This window comes from Pseudomonas sp. Z1-29, assembly GCF_051131995.1.
GTDB lineage: Bacteria > Pseudomonadota > Gammaproteobacteria > Pseudomonadales > Pseudomonadaceae > Aquipseudomonas.
Genome location: NZ_CP071645.1, coordinates 5,741,821 through 5,762,983 on the forward strand (window position 1 = coordinate 5,741,821; position 21,163 = coordinate 5,762,983).

The following is a 21,163-nucleotide window of genomic DNA, read 5'->3' on the forward strand; positions in this document are numbered from 1 at the left end:
TGCCAGAAAAGCCCAAAAAGAGTAGGGCCCTCCCGTCAGTACGGCGTAAATCCGGCGTTTGCCAGGAGATTTACCTGCGCTGAACCGTTTTAGTGACGAGTATCTGACGGTGTGTCGACACCCGCACCGGCGAACAATTGTGCGATGTCCGCCGCGTCGAACAGGTAGCGCTCATTGCAAAACTGGCAATCGACCTCGATGGCGCCGCCATGCTCGATCACCAGTTGCTGCGCATCTTCCAGACCCAGACTGACCAGCGCATTGCCGGATCGTTCACGGGAGCAACTGCATTGGAAGCGCAACGGCTGACCCTCGAACAGGCGCACCTGCTCTTCGTGGTAGAGACGATGCAGAATGGTTTCGTTGTCCAGGCCCAGCAACTCGTCGGCGCTCAAGGTGCTGGCCAGAGCGGTGACGTGCTGCCAGCTGGCGTCACGCTCTTCCGAATCGCGAATGCGATCGGCGGGCAATTGTTGCAACAGCAGGCCACGGGCGCGCCGCCCGTCGGCGTACAGCCAGAAGCGGGTGTTGGTCTGCTGGGACATGACGAAGTAATTGGTGAAGCATTCGGCCAGCGTCGCGCCGTCAAGATCGACAATGCCTTGATAACGCTGGCCATGACTAGGATCGACCGTCAGGGCCAGCACGCCGTTGGGCATCATGTCGGCCAGCGTCGCGTCTGCGCCGATCTGCTCGGCGTGGTACCGGGCCAGGCCACGAATCTCGCGCTCGCTGGAGCATTCGATCATCAGCAAGGGGACCGGACCGTCGGAGCGCGCCTGGAGAATCAGCAAGCCATCGAACTTCAGGGTGCCCACCAGCAATGCCGCCGCCGCCATCAGTTCGCCTAGCAGTTGCGCGACCGGCTCCGGATAGGGGTGCTTGGCAAGGACTTCGGCATAGCTACGCTCCAACGCCACCATCTCGCCACGGGCGTCGCTGTCATCGAAGATGAAACGCTGGGTGTAGTCGGTATCCGGTAAATCAGTCATAGGGTCTGGTATCTGCGGTGATGACAAATGATGACGGGCATTTTATGGGCATTCAGGGTGGGTTCCAAGCAAGGCATGACTTTGCCTGGTGGGAAGACTGAGCATCTATCTGCACGTGCAGCGCTGTTGTGGCGAGGGAGCTTGCTCCCGCTCGGTTGCGTAGCGACCGCAAGATTCTGGGGCCGCTGCGCAGCCCAGCGGGAGCAAGCTCCCTCGCCACGGGCTAGATGTGCCGATGTTTTATTCGCTATTGCTGCCATGAAACTTGAACAGGTCGCGACGCTGCTTCTTGCTCGGCTTGCCATCGGTGCTGACGCCCAGGGCCCCGGCCTTGCGTTGTGCGGCCGCAGCTTCGCGCTTGGCGATGCTGGCGTCGGTTTCGCGATAGAGTGTCTGCGCTTCTGGCGCGCCACGCCGCACAATCGACAGGGCTTCGACCACCACGGTTTTTTCATCGAACCCGGCGCGAATGACGTATTCGTCGCCGATACGTGGCTCTTTGCCAGGCTTGCAACGTTCACCGCGATGGTGAACCTTGCCGCTTTCGATGGCGGCCTTGGCCAGGGCACGGGTCTTATAGAATCGCGCTGCCCACAACCATTTATCGAGACGGACCTTGTCGTCCTCTTCGCTTTTTTGTGCCACTGCAATTCCTCTTTTCAACCAATAGCCAGAACTGTACTACCGTTTTTGTCGGGCGCACGAATCCGCTCCGACGGATAGAATGCCCGCCGAACCGCTCGCTTGCATTGGCATGCGCCGGTATCGGTTACACCTGTAAACAAGTACGTAGATAACTGTCGCCATTTTGTGATTATTCTGCGTGAATACCGCGATTGCGGAGCCCGCTATCCGATGCGCCAATTTCAGGTTGTTTTTATTGAAGACTTTTGACCATCTGACCGTCGTCGGTCTGCGCGAATGGGTGGCGCTCCCGGATCTGGGAGTCGCAGGCCTGCGGGCAAAAATCGACACCGGCGCCAGCACCTCCAGCCTGCACGCCACCGATATCGAGCCATTCGAGCGCGATGGCGAGAAGTGGGTGCGTTTCACCGCACACCTGGGGACGGTGGTGCAACTGCGCCACCGCCGCTGCGAAGCCCCGCTGGTGGCGCGCAAGACCATCAAGAGCTCCAACGGCCACGCCCAGGTCCGCTACGTGATCAGCACCACGCTGGCGCTGGGTGATCGGTTCTGGCGGGTGGAGTTCACCCTGGCCTGTCGTAAATCCATGCGGTATCGCCTGTTGTTGGGTTCCAAAGCCTTGATCGACGGCCAGCTGGTCGTCAATCCAGGCATCAAATACGTTCAAGACAAACCGGTATTTCCGGTGTCCACTACCTCTGCCACAGGTGTTGCATGAAGATCGCTGTGCTGTCGCGCAATCCGCGCCTGTATTCCACTCGTCGCCTGGTTGAAGCAGGGACCGAACGTGGCCATGAAATGGTGGTGATCGATACCCTGCGCGCCTACATGAACATCGCCAGCCACAAGCCGCAGATCCACTACCGCGGCAAACCGCTGGAAGGGTTTGATGCGGTGATCCCGCGTATCGGCGCATCGGTGACTTTTTATGGCTGCGCAGTGCTGCGCCAGTTCGAAATGATGGGGGTGTTCCCGCTCAATGAGTCTGTCGCTATCGCTCGCTCCCGGGACAAGCTGCGCTCATTGCAATTGCTCTCCCGACGCGGCATCGGCTTGCCGGTAACCGGGTTCGCCCACTCTCCCGATGACATTCCCGACCTGATCGCGATGGTCAACGGCGCGCCGCTGGTGATCAAGGTGCTTGAGGGCACCCAGGGGATCGGTGTCGTGCTGTGCGAGACCGCAACCGCGGCGGAATCGGTGATCGAGGCGTTCATGGGCCTCAAGCAGAACATCATGGTCCAGGAATACATCAAGGAAGCCGGTGGCGCGGACATTCGTTGCTTCGTGGTCGGCGATAAAGTGATCGCCTCGATGAAACGCCAGGCCAAACCCGGTGAGTTTCGCTCCAACCTGCATCGCGGCGGCAGCGCGAGCCTGATCAAGATCACCCCGGAAGAACGCATGACAGCCCTGCGCGCGGCCAAGGTCATGGGATTGGCGGTGGCCGGCGTGGATATCCTGCGCTCCAATCACGGACCGCTGGTGATGGAGGTCAATTCTTCGCCAGGCCTGGAAGGAATCGAGACCACCACCAGCAAGAACGTGGCGGGGATCATCATCGAACACCTGGAAAAAAATGGCGGGCCGAACATGACCCGGACCAAGGGCAAGGGTTGACTCAACACAAAGCCCTGTGGGAGCGAGCAGGCTCGCGATGCGGCGTATCAGCCAGCGTCAACTTGGCTGACTGACCGCAATCGCGAGCAGGCTCGCTCCCACAAGTCCTCAGTTCTTCCTGAGGGGAATCGCTACACCGCATCCCGCGGCAGCATCAAGCCCAACGGCAACCGCACCCGGGCCTCCAGCCCGCCGCCAGCTCGATTGCGCAGTTCGACGTTGCCGCCATGCATCGAGGCGATGCGCTTGACGATGGCCAGGCCCAGCCCGGTGCCCTTCCCTCCCCGAGCCCGATCACCGCGGGTGAACGGGTTGAAAATGGCTTCCAGCTCCGCTGGGTCAATGCCGGCGCCGCGGTCCATGACGCTCAGGACGACATAAGGCGCACTGGTGTCGCCGGAAACATAGGCGGCGACTTCAACGCCCGTGCCGGCATGGTTGAGGGCGTTACCGATCAGGTTGTTCAACAGGCGTTTCATCGACACGCGGCGTAGCGGAAACGGCTGGATGGGCTCCAGGCGCAAGTGGACCTTCTCTTCGTTCTGGTTGTAGGGCGCAGCCACCTCCCGTACCAGCTCGCTGAGGTCCACCTCCTCTACCGATTCGTCACGGCCGTCGCGAATGAACGCCAGGAACTGATCGAGAATCGCGTCCATGTCTTCGATATCGCGGACCATTTCGTCGGTCAGGTCGGTGTGCTCGCCCATCAGTTCCAGCGACAGCCGCAATCGCGTCAGCGGCGTGCGCAGGTCATGGGAGACGCCGGCGAGCATCAGCTCACGTTCGCGTCCGGCCTGCTCGACATCTTCGGCCATCTGGTTGAAGGCGCGGTACACCTCGGTCATCTCGCTGGGCGTATCGCTGACGGGCAACCGCACGCTGCGGCCCTGGCCCAGTTGCCGGGCTGCATAGACCAGGCGCTTGAGCGGCTGGTTGAGCTGGCTGACGAAAATCCACGCCGAAGCCGTCGACAACAGGCCGATCGCCAGGAACCAGCCCAGCACGTTCCAGATTTTCTGGCCGCGCAGCGGATGGGGGTACAGCGGAACCTTCAGCCACCCATCGCCAAGGCTCGGGGCACGCACCCACAAGGCCGGCGGCGAATGCATGCGCAGCCGCACTTCGGTATCGGCGCCCAGTTCGGCCTGCATCTGCCGCTGGTAGATCTCGCTGTATGGCCAATGCTGCTCACCTTCAGGCACACCGGCGCCGACCACCCGGATCAAAGTTGCCGCCTCGGCGATTTTGACTCGATTGGTTTCGTCCGCTGCCCAATAGGCGCGCAGAGTCAAGGCAACGCCGTGACTGTATTGGCGGTCCACCAGCACGTCTTCGTTCATCAGCAGGTAAACCAGCGTCAGCGCCTTGGAAAACAGCACGACGATCAGCACCAGCCAGAGGGTGCGGGAGAAAAAGCTCTGGGGGAACCAGACGGGGGTCTTCATGAGTAACCGCTACATACTTGCAGGAGCGAGCGATGCTCGCACAATGACGGACCGCGAGTCGCCTGGAAAGATTTTCACCCGCCAGGCTGCGCGCTCCTACAAATCGCCGATCACTTGCCGGCAGCGCCATCCGGCACGAACACGTAGCCAACGCCCCAGACCGTCTGGATATAACGCGGCTTGGAAGGATCGGGTTCGATCATCCGGCGCAAACGGGAAATCTGCACGTCGATGGAGCGCTCCAGCGCATCCCATTCGCGGCCACGGGCCAGGTTCATCAGCTTGTCCCGGGTCAGCGGCTGGCGGGCGTTCATCACCAGGGCCTTGAGCACGGCGAACTCGCCAGTGGTGAGCATATGGATCTCATCGCCGCGCTTGAGCTCGCGGGTGGCCAGCGACAGTTCATAGTCGCCGAAGGTCACGCTCTCGTCTTCGCTGCCCGGTGCGCCCGGCACCGGCGCCGACTGGCGACGCAGGACAGCCTTGACCCGGGCCATCAGCTCATCCGGGTTGAACGGCTTCGCCAGGTAATCGTCGGCGCCCAACTCCAGGCCTTTGATACGGCTCAGTTCGTCGCCCTTGGCGGTGAGCATGATGATCGGGATCTGGTTGTTGGCGCCCCGCAGGCGGCGACAGGCCGTCAAGCCGTCCTCGCCAGGCAGCATCAGGTCGAGGACCACGAGGTTGAAAACCTCACGGGCCAGCAGCCGGTCCATTTGCTCGGTGTTCGGTACGGTGCGGGCGCGATAGCCCTTGCTGACGAAAAAGCGCTCCAGCAGGCTGCTCAGCCCCGGATCGTCGTCAACAATCAGAATTTTTTCGCCTTCAGCAGTTTGTGCGGTGCTGCTCATAGGAAGCTCCTTTGATCTTGGCGCGCATTATGGCTTAGCTGCCGTTATACGCACCGAGTGCATTGTTAGCAGATTTTTCCTCTATCTTCAGTAGCTCACCCATCCATCCCGCAGGTCACGACACCCCCCGAACAGCGGAACGCTGGTTATAATGCGCGGCCTTTTGCGCCAGGGGATGCCGGATCGTTATACCGGCGCACCGTTCTCCCTGGCCAGGCAGCACTTTTTGAATTCAGCGGGTCACTGGCCGTCCCCTGCCCCCGGCAGCGACGCAAGCCAGGCCGCTCAACCAGCCTCGCCGCGCCCTCCTACTGTGGCGGCGGGCCTGATTCACAATTTGTCAGGTGGTTTTATGGACAGCATCAACAGCCGCATCGCCGAGGAACTCGGCGTACGCCCGCAACAGGTCGAAGCGGCCGTCGCGCTACTCGATGAAGGCTCCACGGTGCCTTTCATCGCCCGTTACCGGAAGGAAGTGACCGGCAGCCTCGATGACACCCAGCTGCGTCATCTGGAAGAGCGCCTGCGCTACCTGCGAGAACTCGACGAGCGGCGCATCAGCATCCTGGCGAGCATCCAGGAGCAGGGCAAGCTGACCCCGCAACTGGAACGCGACATCAAGCTGGCCGATACCAAGACCCGCCTGGAAGACTTGTACCTGCCCTACAAGCAGAAACGCCGCACCAAGGGCCAGATTGCCCTGGAAGCCGGCCTCGGCGAACTGGCCGACGGCTTGTTCAACGACCCCACGTTGGCGCCGGAAGCCGAAGCCGCGCGTTTCGTCGATGCCGAAAAAGGCGTGGCGGACAGCAAGGCTGCGCTGGAAGGCGCCAAGTACATCCTCATGGAGCGCTTCGCCGAAGACGCGAACCTGCTGGAAAAACTGCGCAACTACCTCAAGCAGGAGGCGATCCTGAGTGCTCGCGTCATCGCCGGCAAAGAAGAGGAAGGCGCCAAGTTCCGCGATTACTTCGAACACGACGAGCCCCTCAAGAGCGTACCGTCGCACCGGGCGCTGGCGATTTTCCGCGGTCGCAACGAAGGCATCCTCAGCTCATCGCTGAAAGTCGGCGAAGAATTGCCCGGCACCATGCACCCGTGCGAAGGCATGATCGGCCAGCAGTTCGGCATCCAGAACCAGAACCGCGCCGCCGACAAGTGGCTGGCCGAAGTGGTGCGCTGGACCTGGAAGGTCAAGCTCTACACCCACCTGGAAACCGACCTGCTGGGCGAACTGCGCGACAACGCCGAGACCGAGGCGATCAACGTGTTCGCCCACAACCTGCACGACCTGCTGCTGGCCGCACCGGCCGGGCCGCGTGCCACGCTGGGCCTGGACCCGGGCCTGCGCACTGGCTGCAAGGTGGCCGTGGTCGATTCCACCGGCAAGCTGCTGGACCACGCCACGGTCTACCCGCATGTGCCGCATAACAAGTGGGACCAGACCATCGCTATCCTTGCCGCCCTGTGCGCCAAGCACTCGGTCGACCTGATCGCCATCGGCAACGGCACCGCCAGCCGTGAGACCGACAAGTTGGCCGCCGAGCTGATCAAGAAATACCCGGCCATGAAAATGACCAAGGTCATGGTCTCCGAGGCCGGCGCTTCGGTTTATTCGGCGTCGGAACTGGCCTCGAAGGAATTCCCGGACCTGGACGTGTCGATCCGTGGCGCGGTGTCCATCGCCCGTCGCCTGCAGGACCCACTGGCGGAACTGGTGAAGATCGACCCGAAATCCATCGGTGTCGGCCAGTACCAGCATGACGTGTCGCAATTGAAGCTGGCCCGTGGCCTGGACGCCGTGGTGGAGGATTGCGTGAACGCCGTGGGCGTGGACGTAAACACCGCTTCGGTAGCATTGCTGGCGCGCATCTCCGGCCTGAACGCCACGCTGGCGCAGAACATCGTCACCCACCGCGACGAACACGGCGCGTTCAAGACCCGCGCCGCGTTGAAAAAAGTCCCGCGCCTGGGTGAAAAAACCTTCGAACAGGCCGCCGGCTTCCTGCGCGTCATGAATGGTGACAACCCGCTCGACTCCTCGGCAGTTCACCCGGAAGCCTATCCACTGGTGCAACGCATCGCCGCCCAGACCGACCGCGACATTCGCTCGCTGATCGGCGACGCGGCGTTTCTCAAGCGCCTGGACCCGAAGAAATTCACTGACGAAACCTTCGGCCTGCCCACCGTGACCGACATCCTCCAAGAGCTGGAGAAACCGGGCCGCGACCCACGTCCGGAGTTCAAGACCGCTGAATTCCAGGAAGGCGTCGAAGACCTCAAGGACCTGCAACCGGGCATGATCCTCGAAGGCGTGGTGACCAACGTCACCAACTTCGGCGCGTTCGTCGACATCGGCGTGCACCAGGACGGCCTGGTGCATATTTCGGCCTTGTCGGAGAAATTCATCAAGGACCCGCGCGAAGCCGTGAAGGCCGGTGATGTGGTGAAAGTAAAGGTCATGGAAGTCGACATCCCGCGTAAACGCGTGGGCCTGTCGATGCGCATGAGCGACACGCCGGGCGAGAAAATCGACGGCGCCCGCGGTGCCCGTCCAGGCGCCGCGCCACGCCAGTCGCAGAACACCGCGCCGCGCAAGGAAACTGCCACCGCGGCCCCGGCGAATAACGCCATGGCCTCGCTGTTCGCCAACGCCAAGCAACTGAAGAAACGCTGATGGAGGCGCCGGCCGGGTTGGTGGAGAGCGCGTTTTTCAAGCTGCTCGGCTGCCGTCTGCAGAGCCTCGGGGACGGGGTGGCGCAAGTCGCCCTGAGCCTTGAGCCGCCATTGCGCAACCGCGGTGGCAAGCTGCACGGCGGGGCGCTGTTCAGCCTGGTTGACATTGCCATGGGGCTGGCCTGCTCCAGCGTCCATGGCTTCGACCAGCAGAGCGCAACCATCGAGTGCAAGATCAACTACATTCGCGCCGTGTCCGACGGCGAAGTGCTGTGCACCGCCCGGGTCATCCACCCGGGCCGGCGCACGCTGGTGGTCGAGGCCGAGGTGATGCAGGGCGACAAGCTGGTCGCAAAAGCGCAAGGCACGTTCGCTGTCCTATAGCTCGCTGTCATCGATTTGAGTTAATTTCACTTCCACGAATGCGCTGTCGAAAATCCCATTTGTGGGAGCGAGCTTGCTCGCGATAGCGGTGGACCAGTCAATACAAAGTTGACTGACATGCCGCCATCGCGAGCAAGCTCGCTCCCACAGGGGCTGCGACGACCTGTCTTTGGCAGCACAAAAACCAGGCGAAAACGCCAGTTTCAACTTCACCCTTGTAGACCGTCTTGCCCACCCCCATATTGGGGCGACTGACGCGTGAAGGAATTCAACTTGAGCGACCTTTTAAACCGCCGCCTGGCCCTGCTCGGCGAGCGCGCCAACCTCTCCCTGCTCGAGCAGTGCCTGCACGGTATCGAACGTGAGTGCCTGCGCGTCACGGGCGACGGGCGCCTGGCGCAGACCCCGCATCCCGAATCCCTGGGCTCGGCGCTGACCAACGAACAGATCACTACTGACTATTCCGAGTCGCTGCTGGAGTTCATCACGCCGGCCCTGGCCAACCCGGCCGACACCCTGCACAGCCTCGACAGGATCCACCGGTTTGTCTACAGCAAGCTCGGCGACGAGTACCTGTGGAGCCCTTCGATGCCGTGTCCGCTGCCGGCCGAGGAAGACATACCGATCGCCTACTACGGCACCTCGAATATCGGTCGACTCAAGTATGTCTACCGCAAGGGCCTGGCCCTGCGCTACGGCAAGACCATGCAATGCATCGCCGGGATCCACTACAACTTTTCCCTCCCGGAAAAGCTCTGGCCCCTGCTGCGCCAGGACGAAGCCAGCGACGTGAGCGACCGCGACTTCCAGTCCTCGGCCTACATCGCGCTGATCCGTAATTTCCGCCGCTACAGCTGGTTGCTGATGTACCTGTTCGGCGCCTCGCCGGCCCTGGATGTCGGTTTCCTGCGCGGCCGTCCGCACCAGTTGGAACAACTGGACCCGGACACCTTGTACCTGCCCTACGCCACCAGCCTGCGCATGAGCGACCTGGGTTACCAGAGCAACGCCCAAGCCGGCCTGACACCTTGCTATAACGACCTGGCGAGCTACACCGACAGCCTGCGCAAAGCCGTCGCAACGCCCTATGCGCCTTATGTCGAAGTCGGTACTCACCAGAACGGCGAATGGGTGCAGCTCAATACCAACATTCTGCAGATCGAAAACGAGTACTACTCCAACATCCGCCCCAAGCGCGTGACCTACACCGGCGAGCGGCCGATCCAGGCGCTGATGGCCCGAGGGATCCAGTACGTCGAAGTGCGCTGCCTGGACATCAACCCGTTCCTGCCGATGGGCATCGACCTGACCGAGTCGCGCTTCCTCGATGCGTTCCTGCTGTACTGCGGCCTCAACGACAGCCCGCAACTGGAAAACAACGAGTGCAGCAACGCCACGAGCAACTTCCTGACCGTGGTCAAGGAAGGCCGCAAGCCTGGCCTGCAATTGCAGCGCCAGGGTCAATCGGTGGACATGCAAACCTGGGCCATGGAATTGCTGGAAAAGATTGCTCCGCTGGCCGCCCTGCTTGACCAGAGCCAAGGCGGTGATGCCCATCGCCAGGCTCTCGACGCGCAACAGGCAAAAGTCCGCGACCCGTCGCTGACGCCGTCCGCCAAGGTCTTGGCCGCCATGGCCGAGCACCAGGAAAGCTTCGCCCAGTTCTCCCTGCGCCAGAGCAAGGCCCACGCCAAGTTCTTCCGCGCCGAACCGTTGTCGACCGAAGAGCAAGTCGCGTTCGAAGAAACCGCTCGCCAGTCCTTGGTCCAGCAAACCGAGCTGGAGCGGAACGAGGTGGGGGATTTCGACGTGTTCGTGGGTTCGTATCAGGCGAGCATTCTGGCGATCAGTAACTGAATCGCCGCTGGCAAGAATACTTTTGTGGCGAGGGAGCTTGCTCCCGCTCGGCTGCGCAGCAGCCGTAAAAATGGGCCTGCTGCGCAGTCCAGCGGGAGCAAGCTCCCTCGCCACAGGGGTTTCGTACCTTCCTGATAGACTTTTTCGCAGATAAGCTAATTCGAAAAAGTTATTTATTTACTCATTCTTAGATCATTTAGTCTCCTCCAACGCCGACTCTCCGGCGGCCTGTTGAGGAGCTTCCCCATGTCTTTGCGTTTCCCCCTTCGCCTTCTCGCGGCCGCCTCCCTGGCCGCGGCGAGCCTTTTCGCCCAGGCGGCCGACCTGACCGTGGCCTATCAGACCACCGTCGACCCGGCCAAAGTCGCCCAGGCCGACGGCGCTTATGAGAAAGCCACCCAGGCCAAGATCAACTGGCGAAAATTCGACAACGGTGCCGATATCATCGCCGCCATCGCTTCGGGCGATGTGCAGATCGGCTACCTGGGTTCCAGCCCGCTGACCGCCGCCATCACCCGCAAGGTTCCGGTGGAAACCTTCCTCATCGCCACCCAGATCGGCGCCGCCGAAGCCTTGGTCGCCCGTGATGGCTCCGGCATCAAGACCCCGCAGGACCTGATCGGCAAGAAAATCGCCGTGCCGTTTGTTTCCACCGGTCATTACAGCCTGCTCGCCGCGCTGAAACACTGGAACATCGACCCGTCGAAAGTCACCGTGCTCAACCTCGCGCCACCGGCCATCATCGCCGCCTGGAAGCGCGGCGACATCGACGCCACCTACGTCTGGGACCCGGCCCTGGGCGTTGCCAAGGAAAACGGCAAGGTGCTGATCACCTCCGCCGAACTGGCCCAGTTCGGCGCGCCAACCTTCGACGCCTGGATCGTGCGCAAGGATTTTGCCCAGAAGCATCCCGAGATCGTCACGGCTTTCGCCAAGGTCACCCTGGACGCCTACGCCCAGTACCGCAAGGACCCGCAAGCCTGGCTGGCCGACGCATCGAACATCGACAAGCTGGTGAAACTCTCCGGCGCCAAGGCCAGCGACATTCCATTGCTGTTGCAAGGCAACGTATTCCCGTTGGCCGCCGACCAGGTGGTCAGCCTCGGTGCCCCAACCACCCAGGCCATCACCAACACCGCCGCGTTCCTCAAGGAGCAAGGCAAGGTTGAAGCCGTGCTGCCGGACTACGCGCCATACGTCAGCGCCAAATACATCACCCGCTGATCAAACAGGAGACGTCGAGATGGCCTTGCTACAGCTGGAGCGCATCAGCGCACAGTACCCCGGCGCAACGAAACCGGTACTGGCGGATATTTCGTTGACCTTGGGCCCGCAGCAGTTGCTGGTTGCCCTCGGCCCCTCCGGCAGCGGCAAGACTTCGCTGCTCAACCTGATTGCCGGGTTTGTGGAACCCAGCGCCGGACAGATCACCCTGGACGGCATTCCCGTCAAGGGCCCGGGTGCCGAGCGCGGCGTAGTGTTCCAGGACGATGCGCTGTTGCCCTGGCAAGACGTGTTGGCAAACGTCGGGTTCGGCCTGGAACTGGCGGGAGTTGCCAGGGAGAAGCGCGAGGCTCGCGCTCGGGAAATGCTCGCCCTGGTGGACCTGGCCGGTTTCGAAAAGCGCCGTGTCTGGCAGCTGTCGGGCGGTCAGAAGCAACGCGTCGGGCTGGCCCGCGCGCTGGCGGCCGATCCACGGGTATTGCTGATGGACGAACCTTTCGGCGCCCTGGACGCGTTCACCCGTGAACAGATGCAGGAACTGCTGCTGCAAGTCTGGCAACGTACCGCCAAACCGGTGTTCCTGATTACCCATGACATTGAAGAGGCGGTATTCCTTGCCACCGACCTGATCCTGCTGGCCCCCGATCCGGGCCAGATCGTCGAGCGCCTGAGCCTGGATTTCGGGCGTCGCTACGGCGCGGGGGAAGCGGCGCGGTCGATCAAGTCCGACCCGCGCTTCATCGAAACCCGCGAGCATGTGCTGGCGAAAGTGTTCTCCCAACGCAGCGCCACTCGGCAACAGGAGCGCGCATGAGCAGCTATGAAATTCCAGCCGTGGCCAACGACGCCGTGGCCGCCCGCCCGCCAGTCCTCGCGCGCCGTACCCTGAGCACGCGATGGATCAGCGGCCTGACGCTGGTGGCGCTGCTGTTGCTCTGGTGGGCCGTTACCGCCAGCGGCCTGATCGAACCGCTCTTCCTGCCGCCGCCCTCCGCCGTGCTGCAAAAAGGCTGGCTGCTGGCTACCAGCGGCTACATGGATTCCACGCTCTGGCAGCACCTCGGCGCAAGCCTCGGGCGGATTGGCCTGGGCCTGCTGTTCGCGGTGTTGACGGCGGTGCCGGTGGGTATCGCCATCGGTGCCAACCGTATTGCCCGCGGCGTACTCGATCCGCTGATCGAGTTCTACCGACCGATTCCACCCCTGGCTTACCTGCCGCTGATCGTGATCTGGTGCGGCATCGGTGAGCTGTCGAAAGTCCTGCTGATCTACCTGGCGATTTTCGCCCCGATCGCCATCTCCACTGCAACCGGGGTGCGCACCGTCGACCCGGCGAAACTGCGCGCTGCCCAATCGCTTGGGGCCACGCGGGCGCAACTGATTCGCCATGTGATCGTACCCAGCGCCCTGCCCGACATCCTCACCGGTATCCGCATCGGCCTGGGCGTGGGCTGGTCGACGCTGGTCGCCGCCGAACTGATCGCGGCCACCAGCGGCCTGGGGTTCATGGTGCAGTCGGCAGCGCAGTTCCTGGTCACCGATGTCGTGGTGCTGGGAATCCTGGTGATTGCGCTGATCGCCTTCGCCATGGAAATGGGCCTGCGCGCCCTGCAACGCAAACTGGTGCCGTGGCACGGCCAGGCCCACTGAACCTTTATTGACCACGCCGACCATTCGGCGCCGATCCGAGAGAACGACGATGAGCCGTCCGACCGTTACCCCTCTGAGCGTTGCCCTCGGCGCGCAGATCAGCGGGATCGATATCAGCCAGCCACTGGCCCCGGAAGACCGTGACACCATCGAGCAGGCACTGCTCGAATATCAGGTGCTGTTCTTCCGCGACCAGCCGATCGAACCCGCACAACAGGCCCGTTTCGCCGCGTACTTTGGCGACCTGCACATTCACCCGATCTACCCCAACGTGCCGGAGCAGCCCGAAGTGCTGGTGCTCGACACCGCCGTCACCGATGTGCGCGACAACGCGGTGTGGCACACCGACGTGACCTTCCTGCCGACCCCGGCCATGGGCGCGGTACTCAGCGCCAAGCTGCTGCCGGCATTCGGCGGCGATACGTTGTGGGCCAGCGGCATCGCGGCCTACGAAGCCTTGTCGGCACCGTTGAAAAGCCTGTTGGAGGGCCTGACGGCGACCCACGACTTTACCCGTTCGTTCCCGCTGGAACGTTTTGGCAACACGGCGGAAGATCGGCTACGTTGGGAAGAAGCACGGCGCAAGAATCCACCGCTGTCGCATCCGGTGATTCGCACTCATCCGGTGAGCGGCCGCCGCGCACTGTTCGTCAACGAAGGCTTCACTACGCGCATCAACGAGCTGTCGGAAACCGAAAGCGAGGCGATCCTGAAACTGCTGTTTGCCCACGCGACGCGTCCGGAGTTCACCGTGCGCTGGCGCTGGCAGGCCAACGACGTGGCATTCTGGGATAACCGCGTGACCCAGCATTTCGCCGTGGACGACTACCGCCCCAACCGGCGGGTGATGCACCGGGCGACGGTGTTGGGGGATGTGCCGTTTTCAGGTGAGTGCCTCGCCACGGCTCATATCCCCGTGGCGAGGGAGCTTGCTCCCGCTGGGCTGCGTAGCAGCCCCAAAATCTCGGATCAGTTAATCATGCGCAAGCAACATGAACTGGGGGCCGCTTCGCGACCCAGCGGGAGCAAGCTCCCTCGCCACGGGTCCTGCGTTCAACCTGATAAACCGGCTGGAATCACTCAGCCGTCGAAGGCTTCTCCCACAGGTTGATCCCGCCCTCTTGGGCAAACCGGTCGATCTCGGCCAGTTCTTCGGCGCTGAACTCGAGATTTTGCAGCGCCCCGACGTTCTCGACGATCTGCTCCGGTCGGCTGGCGCCGATCAGGGCCGAGGTGACCCGCGGATCGTGCAATGTCCAGGCCAGGGCCATTTGCGCCAGGCTCTGGCCGCGACGCTGGGCGATCTCGTTGAGGGCGCGTACGTGGGCGATGTTTTCATCTGACAGATGCGAGGCCTGCAACGAACCGCCGCCCGGGCGATTGACCCGCGCATCGGCGGGAATGCCCTTGAGGTATTTGTCGGTCAGCAGGCCCTGCGCCAGCGGCGTGAAGGCGATCACGCCGGTGCCCAGTTCCTCGGTGGCGTCCAGCAAGTCCTTCTCGACCCAACGGTTGAGCAGGTTGTAGGCCGGCTGATGGATCAACAGCGGCACTTTCCATTCCTGAAGCAGCGCCGCCATTTCCCGGGTCTTCACGCCCGAATAGGAAGAAATGCCAATGTACAGGGCCTTGCCCTGCTGCACGGCGGTGGCCAGGGCGCTGGCGGTTTCTTCCAGTGGCGTGTCGGGATCGAAACGGTGGGAGTAAAAGATGTCCACGTAATCCAGACCGAGGCGCTGAAGGCTCTGGTCAAGGCTGGCCAGCACGTATTTGCGCGAACCGCCGCCCTGGCCATAAGGGCCTGGCCACATGTCCCAGCCGGCCTTGCTGGAGATGATCAGTTCATCACGGTATTGCTTGAAATCTTCCCGCAGCAACCGGCCGAAATTGATTTCGGCGCTGCCGTAGGGCGGGCCGTAGTTGTTGGCCAGGTCGAAGTGGTTGATACCCAGGTCGAATGCCGTGCGCAACAAGGCCCGCTGAGTGTCGATCGGCGTGCTGTCGCCGAAGTTGTGCCACAAGCCGAGTGACAGGGCCGGCAGTACCAGCCCACTGCGCCCGACGCGGCGGTAAGGGATGGATTCGTAGCGGTTTTGCGCAGCGGTGTAGGTCATCGAAAAAGCTCTCTGTTCGGACGGCTGGTGGCAGAAGCTAACATTTCACAGACGCACCAGTCAGGTCGAAAGTTCGCAAAACCCTGTGGGAGCGGGCTTGCTCGCGAAAGCGGTGGGTCAGTAGGCAGCGATATTGGATGTATTGCCGCCTTCGCGAGCAGGCTCGCTCCCACAAGGGAAACGCTAATAATATAGGGGTCAGCTAGCGCGCCTGCGCAAACACCTCCGCCACCCAATCCACAAACACCCGTACTCGTGGTGACATGTGTCGGTTGTGTGGATAAACCACCGACACCGGCATGGACGGCGGAGGTGTCGCGGCGAGCACTTCGCGGATCAGGCCTTGGCGGATCGGCTCCTCCATTCGGTAATATGGGCATTGGATCAGGCCCATGCCGGCGATCGCCGACGCCGCATAGATTTCTGCCCCGGACACCGACAACGTGCCCCCGATCGAAACCTCCTTGAGTTCGCCGTCGACCATGAATTCGAATGGATAAAGCTTGGCGGTGGTGCGCGAGACGTAGTTCACCGCATTGTGCTGCTTGAGATCCTCCAGGCTTTTCGGTTCACCGTATTGGCGCAGGTAAGCGGGGCTGGCGCAGGTGATCTGGCGAAGATTGGCGACACGCCGGCCAATCAACGACGAATCCGCCAACGTACCGGAGCGCACGACGCAATCGACGCCCTCGGCGATCAAGTCGACGAAGCGGTCCGCTTCACTGATGAACAATTCGATATCCGGGTAGCGGGCCATGAATTGCGGCAACGCGGGGATCACGAAATACCGCGCCTGGGTTCCATGCAGGTCCACCCTCAACTTGCCTTTGGGCGCCACGCCGCGAAACGCCAGCTCGGCTTCTTCGAGTTCCGCCAGCAATTGCACGCAACGTGGGTAGTAGGCCTCGCCATCGAGGGTCGGACGCACCCTGCGTGTGCTGCGCTCCAGCAGACGGACACCCAGCCAGGCTTCGAATTGATTGAGCGTGTGGGTCAGCGTGGCCCGGGGCATGTTCAGGTCTTCGGCAGCCAGGGTGAAGCTGCTGCGCTCGTAGATACGGACAAACACCTTCATCGCCTTGACCTGATCCATCTGAAGCCCTGATTGTTGAGGAATGTTGAACAGTCAAGGCAACTCTCCTGCATTTATCGCTGCGCGTAAACATGTGAATCTGGCTTCAACCCATCACGACATCTCAAGGAGATCCTTGCCATGACTGCTCAAAACGCCAAAGTCGCCATCGTCACCGGTGCCTCCCGTGGGATCGGCGCGCAGATAGCCAGGCAATTGGCGAGCGACGGGTTTGCCGTCGCCATCAACTTCGCCAGCAGCGCCACCGAGGCCTCGCAGTTGGCGGTACAGTTGCGTCAGGCCGGGCACCCGGCCATAGCGGTGAAGGCCGACGTGTCGGTTGCCGCCGACGTCAGCCGGATGTTCGATGAAGTCGAAGCGCAACTGGGCAGGGTCGATGTGTTGATCAACAACGCCGGCATCCTCCAGGTGATGCCGTTGGCGCAGCACAGCGACGAGCTGTTCGACCGCACGTTCGCCATCAACACCCGTGGCACCTTCAACACCTTGCGCGAGGCCGCGACCCGGCTGAACGATGGCGGCCGCATCGTGAATTTTTCCAGCAGTACCGTGGGCATGAACCTGCCGGGCTACTCGGTGTACATCGCCAGCAAGGCCGCGGTGGAATCCCTGACCCAAGTATTTGCCAAGGAACTGCGCGGTCGCCAGATCACCGTCAACGCCGTGGCCCCGGGGCCGGTCGCCACCGAGCTGTTCATGCAGGGCAAAAGCGAAGAACAGGTTCAGCACTATGCCAGGATGCCGCCCTTGGAACGCCTCGGCCAGCCGGAAGACATCGCCAGCATCGTGTCATTCCTGGTAAGCCCGGCCGCTGGTTGGGTGAACGGCCAGATCCTGCGGGCTAACGGAGGGCTGGTCTGAGGCGTGCTCTGCGGCACCATCCAAACCGCCTTCGCGAGCAGGCTCGCTCCCACAGGGGTATCGCATGTCCCTGTGGGAGCGAGCCTGCTCGCGAAGACGTCGGAGCGGTGCAGACTCTTTCCTTTCAGCGCACCAGATGCAGAAACTGCATGTGCCGCTCGTACTGGTCGAGGATGTCGTTGATGACCTGCTCCTTGGAATACCCCACCAGGTCGTAGTCCTGGCTGCCCTCGCTCAGGTGTACTTCGGCGCGGTAGTAGCGACGATTGTTGATCTGTTTGGAGCCCATGCCACCCCGGGCGAAGGACGGCGTGAAGTAACCCCGCATCTGCACCTGGTAGATGAACGGATGCTGCTCGCCGTGGCCGATTTCCAGGCTGACGCTGTCGTTGGCCGGGTCTGGCTGGGTCACCACCGTCAGGCCCTTTTCGGCGAATACCGCCTTCACCTCCTCGATGGCCGGGCGCACCGTGGTATCGAGGAAGCGATACACCTCGTCGCGGGAAGGAAAATGCACCGCCTGGCTCAAGCGCTGACGCCAACCGCCAGTGCCCCGTCGGGAGCCCGACACCGGCGCGAGGGAATGCAACTGCGCGATCTGCTTCTGCGACTCCAGGTAGAACGCCTTGTGCAGGCCCCACATCATCAGCAGCAGAATCAGCGAGAACGGCAAGGACGTCAGCACCACCGCCGACTTCAAGGCATCGATGCTGCCGGAGAACAGCAAGGCACTGGTCACCAGGGCAGTCATCGCGCCCCAGAACACCCGCAGCCATTTCGGCCCGTCCTCATCGGGGCTGCCGCCCTTGGCCGACAACGTCGACAGCACCACGGTGCCGGAGTCGGCGGACGTGACAAAAAACACGAAGCTGATGAACACCGTGACCGCAATTACCGTCTTGCTCCACGGGTAGGTTTCCAGCAGCAGGTAAAGGCTCATCGACGGGTTGTCCAGGGCCGACATGCCCAGGGCGCTCATGCCATGGTTCAGGACCTGATCGATGGCGCTGTTACCGAAAATCGACATCCACGCCAGGGTGAAACCCAAGGGGATCAGCAGCACGCCGAACACGAATTCACGGATAGTCCGGCCACGGGATATCCGTGCGATAAACAGCCCCACGAACGGTGACCACGCGATCCACCATGCCCAATAGAACACTGTCCAACCGCCCAGCCAGTCGCTGGGCTCGTTGTAGGCATACAGGTCGAAACTCTTCATCGGCAGGGCGCCGAGGTAATCGCCGAGATTCTGGATAAGCGTATTGAGCAGATGCTGGGTCGGTCCGGCGAACAGCACAAACAGCAACAGCGCGCACGCCAGCAGCATGTTGATATCGGACATGACGCGCACGCCCTTGTCGACGCCAGCCACGGCGACAATGATTGCCGCGCCCATCATCAGCACGATCAGCCCGACCTGGATCCACTGGGTGTGAGCGATGCCGAAGAGGTAATCCAGACCGGAATTGAGGTGCAGCACGCCAAAGCCCATATCCGCGCCAAGGCCGAACACGGTCGCGATGATGCCGAAACCGTCCACCGCATAACCGATCGGCCCGTTGATGCGCTTGCCGATCAGCGGGTACAACGCCGACCGCAAGGCCAGCGGCAGGTTGTGCCGGTAGGCGAAGTACGCCAGGGCCATGCCAACGAAAGCGAACACACCCCAACCGTGCAAACCCCAGTGCAGGAACAGGATCTGCATCGCCTGGCGCGCCGCATCAGCGGTGCCGGCTTCGCCTTGGGGCGGCTGGACCAGATGGGTCAGGGGCTCGGATACGCAGAAGAAAAACAAGGTGATGCTGATCCCGGCGGCAAACAACATGCCGGCCCATGACAGGTAGCTGAACTCGGGCTCGTCGTGGTCGGCACCGAGCTTGATCTTGCCGTAGCCGGACAAGGCGGTGACCACCACGAAGACCAGATACAGGGTCATCGCCAGCATGTAATACCAGCCGACCGTATTGGCCGCCCAGTTCTGCGCGGCCAGCAACCAGGCGCCGGCCTGCTCCGGCACGGCAATGACGACCAGGCCGAACAGCAGGATGAAGGTCGCGGCGAAATAAAACACCGGCGGATTCATGCGGACCAGGCCGCTGGATGGGAGGGACGAAGTACTCATCGACGGAGCACCTCGCAAAGCGAAATCATGACGTGCGCAAACGGACTCGGCAAAGGCAAGCCTCCTGTTGTGAGCGGGCAGCAAACCAATGGTTTAACTTGAATGAACGTTCAAGTTAAACATGAATAGGCTGCCAAGGACTAATCGCAGGGCTCAATGGCACGTTTCCTACACTAGCCCATGGGTGGGTATGACGTTGCCTGAAGTGATTTCGTTCAAACGTAGCCAACCCCTGTGGGAGCGAGCTTGCTCGCGATGACATGCTGACAATCGACATCTTCATTGGCTGGTCCGCCGCTTTCGCGAGCAGGCTCGCTCCCACAGCGGTTTATCGTTATCCGTGCCCTCACGCCCACATGCCGGTTGCCCGTGAATACTCAGCTGCCTATAGTCCGGATATCGCTTACAGCCAGTACGGACTCATGATCAAAGAACAGTTGTCTCGCTTCCATCGTCTCGACCTGCTCAGCCATCCGACGCCTCTGGAAAAACTCGACCGTCTCTCCGCCTGGCTCGGTCGCGACATCTACGTCAAGCGCGACGACCTGACGCCTCTGGCACTGGGCGGCAACAAGTTGCGTAAGCTTGAATACCTTGCCGCCGACGCCCTGGCCCAAGGCGCCGACACGCTCGTCACAGCCGGCGCGATCCAGTCCAACCATGTCCGTCAGACCGCTGCCCTGGCCGCGAAGCTGGGCCTGGGTTGTGTGGCGTTGCTGGAAAACCCCATCGGCACCGAGGAAAGCAATTACCTGGGCAACGGTAATCGGCTGTTGCTGGAGCTGTTCGACGCCAAGGTCGAACTTGTCGAAAACCTGGACAACGCAGACGAACAGTTGCAGGCCCTTGCCGGCCGCCTGCGTAGCAACGGGAAAAAACCTTACCTTGTGCCGATTGGCGGGTCGAATGCCCTGGGCGCCTTGGGCTATGTGCGCGCGGGCCTGGAATTGGCCGAACAGATCAAGGACACCGGGCTTGAATTCGCCGCCGTGGTGCTGGCCTCGGGCAGTGCCGGCACGCATGGCGGCCTGGCGCTGGCACTGAGCGAAACCCTGCCGGACCTTCCCGTGATTGGCGTGACGGTTTCACGCAGCGAGGAAGACCAGTTTCCGAAAGTCCAGGGGCTCGCCGAACGTACGGCGCAGTTGCTGGACATGGCCCTGCCGCCGGCCTTCAAGGTGAACCTGTGGGACGAGTACTTCGCCCCCCGCTACGGCGAGCCCAACGCCGGTACGCTGGCGGCGGTCAAGTTGCTGGCGAGCCAAGAAGGCCTGCTGCTCGATCCGGTCTATACCGGCAAGGCCATGGCCGGGCTGCTCGACGGCATCGGTCGCGACCGCTTTGAAAACGGCCCGATCATTTTCCTGCATACCGGCGGTGCACCGGCGCTGTTTGCCTATGACTCGGTGTTCCAGGCTCGGTAAATGTCGCTGTGGAGCGAGCAGGCTCGCTCCCACAAGATGTTGATTACATATTGGAATATGATCGTGATTTAATATTATTTTCCAATCTATACGACCCAACCTATAGTCGCGCCGCAGGCGTATTTGCCACGAGACGCAAAGCCTGCTTTTAGGGCAGGATGTGGCAATTCTTTCGGATCGCGGCTACGCCTTTCTCTTCCAG

Annotated in this window: 17 protein-coding genes and 1 pseudogene; 11 read left to right on the forward strand and 7 right to left on the reverse strand. The window is 62.0% G+C overall.

Annotation, left to right across the window (positions count from 1 at the left end; translation table 11 throughout):
- Positions 1 to 89 precede the first annotated feature (89 nt).
- Entirely contained in the window at positions 90 to 992 is a 903-nt protein-coding gene (hslO, locus tag J3P84_RS26130; RefSeq protein ID WP_434626561.1) for an Hsp33 family molecular chaperone HslO, read from the reverse strand.
- 240 nt (positions 993 to 1,232) lie between these two features.
- Complete coding sequence (locus J3P84_RS26135) at positions 1,233 to 1,637, reverse strand: RNA-binding S4 domain-containing protein (RefSeq protein WP_434626562.1); 405 nt, start codon at positions 1,635 to 1,637, stop codon at positions 1,233 to 1,235.
- Between the two features lie 295 nt (positions 1,638 to 1,932).
- On the opposite strand from J3P84_RS26135, the gene J3P84_RS26140 reads away from it, so the two are divergent.
- The gene (locus J3P84_RS26140) at positions 1,933 to 2,355 is read left to right on the forward strand and encodes an ATP-dependent zinc protease family protein (RefSeq protein ID WP_305501394.1); all 423 of its coding nucleotides are present in this window, start codon (positions 1,933 to 1,935) and stop codon (positions 2,353 to 2,355) included.
- Positions 2,352 to 3,257, forward strand: coding sequence for a 30S ribosomal protein S6--L-glutamate ligase (gene rimK / locus J3P84_RS26145; protein ID WP_003196697.1), 906 nt, complete (start codon positions 2,352 to 2,354; stop codon positions 3,255 to 3,257). The genes J3P84_RS26140 and rimK overlap by 4 nt, the downstream gene beginning before the upstream one ends.
- A 131-nt stretch (positions 3,258 to 3,388) precedes the next feature.
- On the opposite strand, the gene J3P84_RS26150 is transcribed toward rimK, so the two are convergent.
- Entirely contained in the window at positions 3,389 to 4,702 is a 1,314-nt protein-coding gene (locus J3P84_RS26150) for an ATP-binding protein (RefSeq protein WP_434570347.1), read from the reverse strand.
- A gap of 110 nt (positions 4,703 to 4,812) precedes the next feature.
- Positions 4,813 to 5,553, reverse strand: coding sequence for an osmolarity response regulator transcription factor OmpR (gene ompR / locus J3P84_RS26155; protein WP_039592639.1), 741 nt, complete (start codon positions 5,551 to 5,553; stop codon positions 4,813 to 4,815).
- A gap of 352 nt (positions 5,554 to 5,905) precedes the next feature.
- Between ompR and J3P84_RS26160 the strand changes: the two genes are divergently transcribed.
- The 7 genes and pseudogenes from J3P84_RS26160 to tauD all read left to right on the forward strand — a co-directional run.
- Positions 5,906 to 8,230, forward strand: coding sequence for a Tex family protein (locus J3P84_RS26160; protein ID WP_434626563.1), 2,325 nt, complete (start codon positions 5,906 to 5,908; stop codon positions 8,228 to 8,230).
- On the forward strand, positions 8,230 to 8,613 hold the full coding sequence (locus J3P84_RS26165; protein WP_305497532.1) for a PaaI family thioesterase: 384 nt from the start codon (positions 8,230 to 8,232) through the stop codon (positions 8,611 to 8,613). Before J3P84_RS26160 ends, J3P84_RS26165 begins: the two co-directional genes overlap by 1 nt.
- A gap of 273 nt (positions 8,614 to 8,886) precedes the next feature.
- Complete coding sequence (gene gshA, locus J3P84_RS26170) at positions 8,887 to 10,470, forward strand: glutamate--cysteine ligase (protein ID WP_434626564.1); 1,584 nt, start codon at positions 8,887 to 8,889, stop codon at positions 10,468 to 10,470.
- A 246-nt stretch (positions 10,471 to 10,716) separates the two neighbouring features.
- Complete coding sequence (gene tauA / locus J3P84_RS26175) at positions 10,717 to 11,694, forward strand: taurine ABC transporter substrate-binding protein (RefSeq protein WP_434626565.1); 978 nt, start codon at positions 10,717 to 10,719, stop codon at positions 11,692 to 11,694.
- Positions 11,695 to 11,713: 19 nt separating this feature from the next.
- On the forward strand, positions 11,714 to 12,508 hold the full coding sequence (gene tauB / locus J3P84_RS26180) for a taurine ABC transporter ATP-binding subunit (RefSeq protein ID WP_434626566.1): 795 nt from the start codon (positions 11,714 to 11,716) through the stop codon (positions 12,506 to 12,508).
- The gene (tauC, locus tag J3P84_RS26185) at positions 12,505 to 13,344 is read left to right on the forward strand and encodes a taurine ABC transporter permease TauC (RefSeq protein ID WP_434626567.1); all 840 of its coding nucleotides are present in this window, start codon (positions 12,505 to 12,507) and stop codon (positions 13,342 to 13,344) included. Before tauB ends, tauC begins: the two co-directional genes overlap by 4 nt.
- Positions 13,345 to 13,393: 49 nt before the next feature.
- Positions 13,394 to 14,227 (forward strand): annotated as a pseudogene (tauD, locus tag J3P84_RS26190) (taurine dioxygenase); the annotation flags it as partial.
- Positions 14,228 to 14,420: 193 nt separating this feature from the next.
- On the opposite strand, the gene mgrA reads toward tauD, so the two are convergent.
- Positions 14,421 to 15,458, reverse strand: a complete 1,038-nt coding sequence (gene mgrA, locus J3P84_RS26195) for an L-glyceraldehyde 3-phosphate reductase (protein WP_434626568.1) — start codon at positions 15,456 to 15,458, stop codon at positions 14,421 to 14,423.
- 202 nt (positions 15,459 to 15,660) lie between these two features.
- Positions 15,661 to 16,551: a LysR family transcriptional regulator gene (locus J3P84_RS26200; RefSeq protein WP_434626569.1), complete on the reverse strand. Its 891-nt coding sequence runs from the start codon at positions 16,549 to 16,551 to the stop codon at positions 15,661 to 15,663.
- A gap of 120 nt (positions 16,552 to 16,671) precedes the next feature.
- Between J3P84_RS26200 and J3P84_RS26205 the strand changes: the two genes are divergently transcribed.
- Positions 16,672 to 17,412, forward strand: a complete 741-nt coding sequence (locus J3P84_RS26205) for an SDR family oxidoreductase (protein ID WP_434602495.1) — start codon at positions 16,672 to 16,674, stop codon at positions 17,410 to 17,412.
- A gap of 124 nt (positions 17,413 to 17,536) precedes the next feature.
- Here the strand turns inward: J3P84_RS26205 and betT are convergent, their stop codons facing one another.
- Positions 17,537 to 19,498: a choline transporter BetT gene (betT, locus tag J3P84_RS26210; protein ID WP_434604961.1), complete on the reverse strand. Its 1,962-nt coding sequence runs from the start codon at positions 19,496 to 19,498 to the stop codon at positions 17,537 to 17,539.
- Positions 19,499 to 19,959: 461 nt separating this feature from the next.
- Between betT and J3P84_RS26215 the strand changes: the two genes are divergently transcribed.
- Positions 19,960 to 20,961, forward strand: coding sequence for a D-cysteine desulfhydrase (locus tag J3P84_RS26215; protein ID WP_434626570.1), 1,002 nt, complete (start codon positions 19,960 to 19,962; stop codon positions 20,959 to 20,961).
- Positions 20,962 to 21,163 lie beyond the last annotated feature (202 nt).

Coding starts and splice junctions, on each gene's coding strand:
- hslO (WP_434626561.1), bottom strand. CDS start 992: ATGACTGATTTACCGGATACCGACTACACCCAGCGTTTCATCTTCGAT.
- rimK (WP_003196697.1), top strand. CDS start 2,352: ATGAAGATCGCTGTGCTGTCGCGCAATCCGCGCCTGTATTCCACTCGT.
- J3P84_RS26150 (WP_434570347.1), bottom strand. CDS start 4,702: ATGAAGACCCCCGTCTGGTTCCCCCAGAGCTTTTTCTCCCGCACCCTC.
- ompR (WP_039592639.1), bottom strand. CDS start 5,553: ATGAGCAGCACCGCACAAACTGCTGAAGGCGAAAAAATTCTGATTGTT.
- J3P84_RS26160 (WP_434626563.1), top strand. CDS start 5,906: ATGGACAGCATCAACAGCCGCATCGCCGAGGAACTCGGCGTACGCCCG.
- J3P84_RS26165 (WP_305497532.1), top strand. CDS start 8,230: ATGGAGGCGCCGGCCGGGTTGGTGGAGAGCGCGTTTTTCAAGCTGCTC.
- tauA (WP_434626565.1), top strand. CDS start 10,717: ATGTCTTTGCGTTTCCCCCTTCGCCTTCTCGCGGCCGCCTCCCTGGCC.
- tauB (WP_434626566.1), top strand. CDS start 11,714: ATGGCCTTGCTACAGCTGGAGCGCATCAGCGCACAGTACCCCGGCGCA.
- tauC (WP_434626567.1), top strand. CDS start 12,505: ATGAGCAGCTATGAAATTCCAGCCGTGGCCAACGACGCCGTGGCCGCC.
- mgrA (WP_434626568.1), bottom strand. CDS start 15,458: ATGACCTACACCGCTGCGCAAAACCGCTACGAATCCATCCCTTACCGC.
- J3P84_RS26200 (WP_434626569.1), bottom strand. CDS start 16,551: ATGGATCAGGTCAAGGCGATGAAGGTGTTTGTCCGTATCTACGAGCGC.
- J3P84_RS26205 (WP_434602495.1), top strand. CDS start 16,672: ATGACTGCTCAAAACGCCAAAGTCGCCATCGTCACCGGTGCCTCCCGT.
- betT (WP_434604961.1), bottom strand. CDS start 19,498: ATGAATCCGCCGGTGTTTTATTTCGCCGCGACCTTCATCCTGCTGTTC.
- J3P84_RS26215 (WP_434626570.1), top strand. CDS start 19,960: ATGATCAAAGAACAGTTGTCTCGCTTCCATCGTCTCGACCTGCTCAGC.